The 3,870-nt window shown below is 55.0% G+C and carries 1 protein-coding gene; it reads left to right on the plus strand.

The genetic code is table 11. The features are described from left to right. On the plus strand, positions 1 to 3,870 hold a 3,870-nt coding region (locus EAE89_RS22395), incomplete at both ends, for a non-ribosomal peptide synthetase (protein ID WP_214086610.1).

Genomic DNA, 3,870 nt, shown 5'->3' on the forward strand with positions numbered 1-3,870 from the left:
AAACGCAGACGCTCAGTTATGCGCAATTGAATGCCCGCGCTAACCGGCTGGCTCATCAGCTGATTGCTCTGGGCGTGGAGCCGGACCAGCGGGTGGCGATTTGCGTATCACGTTCTCCGGCCATGGTGGTGGGAATATTGGCGGTACTGAAAGCCGGTGGGGCTTATGTGCCACTGGACCCGGCTTATCCGGGGGAACGTCTGGCCCATATTCTGACCGATGCTGCTCCGGCTATCTTACTGGCGGACAGTGCTGGATGTAGCGCACTGGGTGAGAAAGCCCTGACCGGCCTGATTGTGCTTGACCCGAATACTCAGCCAGAGCAGCCGGACAGTAATCCTCAGATAGCGGCGTTGATGCCACGGCATTTGGCGTATGTGATTTATACCTCTGGTTCAACAGGGACACCGAAAGGCGTGATGCTGGAACATCGTGGTGTCTGTAATTACCTGCTATGGGCGCTGAGTTATTACCGGACTGAAAGGCAATTGGATAGTATCGTTTCGTCACCGATAGCCTTTGATGCCACGGTCACCAGTCTTTACCTGCCCTTATTGTGTGGCGGTAAGATCCGCTTGCTCCGTGACGGGCAGGAATTGGTTGAATTGCTCCCAGCACTGCTGTCAATGGAGTCGGGCGCTCTGGTTAAAATTACTCCTGGTCATCTCTCAGCAATAGGTCAGGAATTGAAAACAGCGGGACAAAAATGCCCTGCGCATTGCTTTGTCTTGGGCGGGGAAGCTCTGCCCAGTTCCACAGTGGCATTATGGCGAACATTATCGCTTGGATCACGCATCATCAACGAGTATGGCCCAACCGAAACTGTCGTGGGTTGTAGCGTGTTTGATACTAATCACCCGAGCGGTTTTGTCGATAACGTACCGATTGGTCGCCCGATTTCCAATACCCGAATCTATATTCTCGATACCCACGGGAAACCTGTCCCAAGGGGGGGGGGTGGTGAGCTTTACATTGGGGGAGTCGCTGTCGCTCGTGGCTATCTGAATCGGCCAGAGTTGACGTCAGAACGTTTCCTGACGGATTTGTTCAGTGATAAACCGAATGCACGGATGTACCGGACCGGCGATCTGGCCCGTTACTTGCCGGATGGCAATCTGGAATTTTTGGGCCGTAACGACCATCAGGTTAAAATCCGCGGTTTCCGAATAGAGCCGGGGGAAATTGAGGCGCGGTTAGCGGAGCATCCGGCGGTGAATGACTGTGTGGTGCTGGCGTTGGGTGACGGGCCGGAGAAACGGCTGGTGGCTTATGTGGTGGCTGAGGCCCATGAGGAGCTGGTCAATAGCCTGCGTATCCACCTGAGCGCCCTGTTGCCGGATTATATGGTGCCATCAGCCTTTGTGCGGCTGGATGCATTCCCGTTAACGCCAAACGGTAAGCTGGATCGCCGCGCCCTCCCGGAACCGGACAGTGGGGCGTTTGCCCGTCAGGTTTACGAAGCGCCGCAGGGAGAAACGGAAATCTCGTTAGCGGAGATTTGGTGTGAGTTGCTGGGGATTGACCAGATCAGCCGGCACGATAATTTCTTTGCCCTGGGCGGCCATTCACTGCTGGCGGTACGTATGATTGAACGCTTGCGTCATCAGGGATTGACACTGGCGGTGCGTGATCTGTTCCAGTCGCCGGTGTTGTCTGAACTGGCCCAAACGTTGGGGCAGCATCAGGCTGTGATAGTGCCGCCGAATGTTATCACGCCGATGACCACGGAATTGACGCCAGAGATGTTACCGCTGATAGATTTAACTCAGTCAGAGATTGACCGTATCGTCGGTCAAGTGCTGGGTGGGATAGCCAATATTCAGGACATCTATGCGTTGTCGCCGTTGCAGGACGGGATTTTGTTCCACCACTTGTTGGCAAGCGAAGGTGATCCGTATTTGTTAGTCAACCAGATAACCTTTGCTGACCGGACTTTGCTGGATAGTTATTTGGCGGCGGTGGAACAGGTGGTTGATCGCCACGATATTCTGCGAACCGCCTTTATCTGGGAAGGATTGTCCGTCCCGGTTCAGGTAGTCTGGCGTCAGGCACCTTTGTTGGTGACTGAATTGACGCTGGACCCGGCTGATGGGGCGGTTTGTGATCAATTGGTGCAACGTTTTAATCCCCGTCATTATCGTCTCGATTTGGGCCAGGCGTCGTTATTGCGCTTTGTAGTCGCTCAGGAGACTGATGGCCGCTGGATTATGCTGCAACTGCTGCATCACCTGATTGGCGACCATATCACGCTGGAAGTGATGAGCCGAGAAGTACAGGCATTCCTTGCCGGGCAAGGGAATAGCTTGCCCGCGTCGGTCCCGTTCCGCAATCTGGTGGCAGAGGCTCGGTTAGGGGTCAGTCAGGAAGAACACATCCGTTTCTTTACTGACATGCTGGCGGAGGTGGATGAGCCAACCTTGCCGTTTGGCTTGACTGAGGTGCACCGTGATGGTTCACAGGTGACAGAATCGCGACGGATGCTAGCACCTGAGCTGAATGACCGTCTGCGTAGTCAGGCCCGGTATTTGGGCGTCAGTCTGGCGGCGTTGTGTCATCTGGCCTGGGCGCAAGTGTTGTCGCGTACCAGTGGTCAGGAGAAAGTGGTGTTCGGTACGGTGTTGTTTGGGCGGATGGCGTCAGGTGAAGGAACCGACAATGGCATGGGGTTGTTTATCAATACCCTGCCGTTACGTCTGGATATCAATGAGACCCCGGTGCGGGACAGCGTACAGGCTGCTCATACCCGGCTGGCTGGATTATTGATGCATGAGCATGCTTCACTGGCGCTAGTCCAGCGTTGCAGTGGGGTGCGGGGGGATATCCCACTCTTTAGTAGTCTGTTGAACTATCGACATAATGCCTTGCTGGAAACGTCAGATGAATTGATAAGTGGTATTGAATTTCTGGTTGGACAGGAGCGGACCAACTATCCGTTTATGCTGTCGGTGGAGGATTTTGGTGAATCGCTGGGGCTGACCGCTCAGGCAGTGCAACCGTTTGATCCGGAAAACCTGTGCGGTTATATGCAGCAGGCGCTGGAAAGTCTGGTGGAAGCGCTGGAGCAAGCCCCGGAAATGCCTGTTCGGGCATTGGAAATCCTACCGGAAGCAGAGCGTACGTTGTTGTTAAAATCGTGGAACGCCACGGAAACTCCCTATCCTGACCTGTTATGTGTTCATCAGTTGTTTGAACAACAGGTGGAGAAGACCCCGGACGCAACCGCGTTAGTGTATGAAGCGCAGGCCCTTAGCTATGCGCAATTAAATGCCCACGCCAACCGGCTGGCTCATCAGTTGATTGCCTTGGGCGTGGAGCCAGACCAGCGGGTGGCGATTTGCGTATCACGTTCCCCGGCCATGGTGGTGGCGCTGTTGGCGGTACTGAAAGCCGGTGGGGCTTATGTGCCACTGGACCCAGCTTATCCGGGAGAGCGTCTGGCTCATATTCTGACTGATGCCGCACCGGTTATTGTCCTGGCGGACAGTACGGGATGTGGCGCACTGGGTGAGGAAGCCCTTGCTGGCCTGATTGTGTTTGACCCGAATACCCTGCCAGAGCAGCCAGACCGTAATCCACAGAGAACGGCGTTGACGCCACGGCATCTGGCGTATGTGATTTATACCTCTGGTTCTACCGGCGTGCCCAAAGGGGTGATGATTGAGCACCGGAATACGGTGAACTTCTTGTGCTGGGCGCGGCAGGCGTTTGCGGCGGAAGAAAGCCGGGAGACACTTTTCTCGACATCGATGAACTTCGACCTGTCGATTTTTGAATGTCTGATGCCGTTGTCCCGGGGTGGGGCGATTCATCTGGTGGATGATGCCCTGTCATTGATGCAGCAGGCTTTGCCGGTGAGCTTACTCAACTCAG

This window comes from Photorhabdus heterorhabditis (genome assembly GCF_018448905.1).
Classification (GTDB): Bacteria; Pseudomonadota; Gammaproteobacteria; order Enterobacterales; family Enterobacteriaceae; genus Photorhabdus; species Photorhabdus heterorhabditis.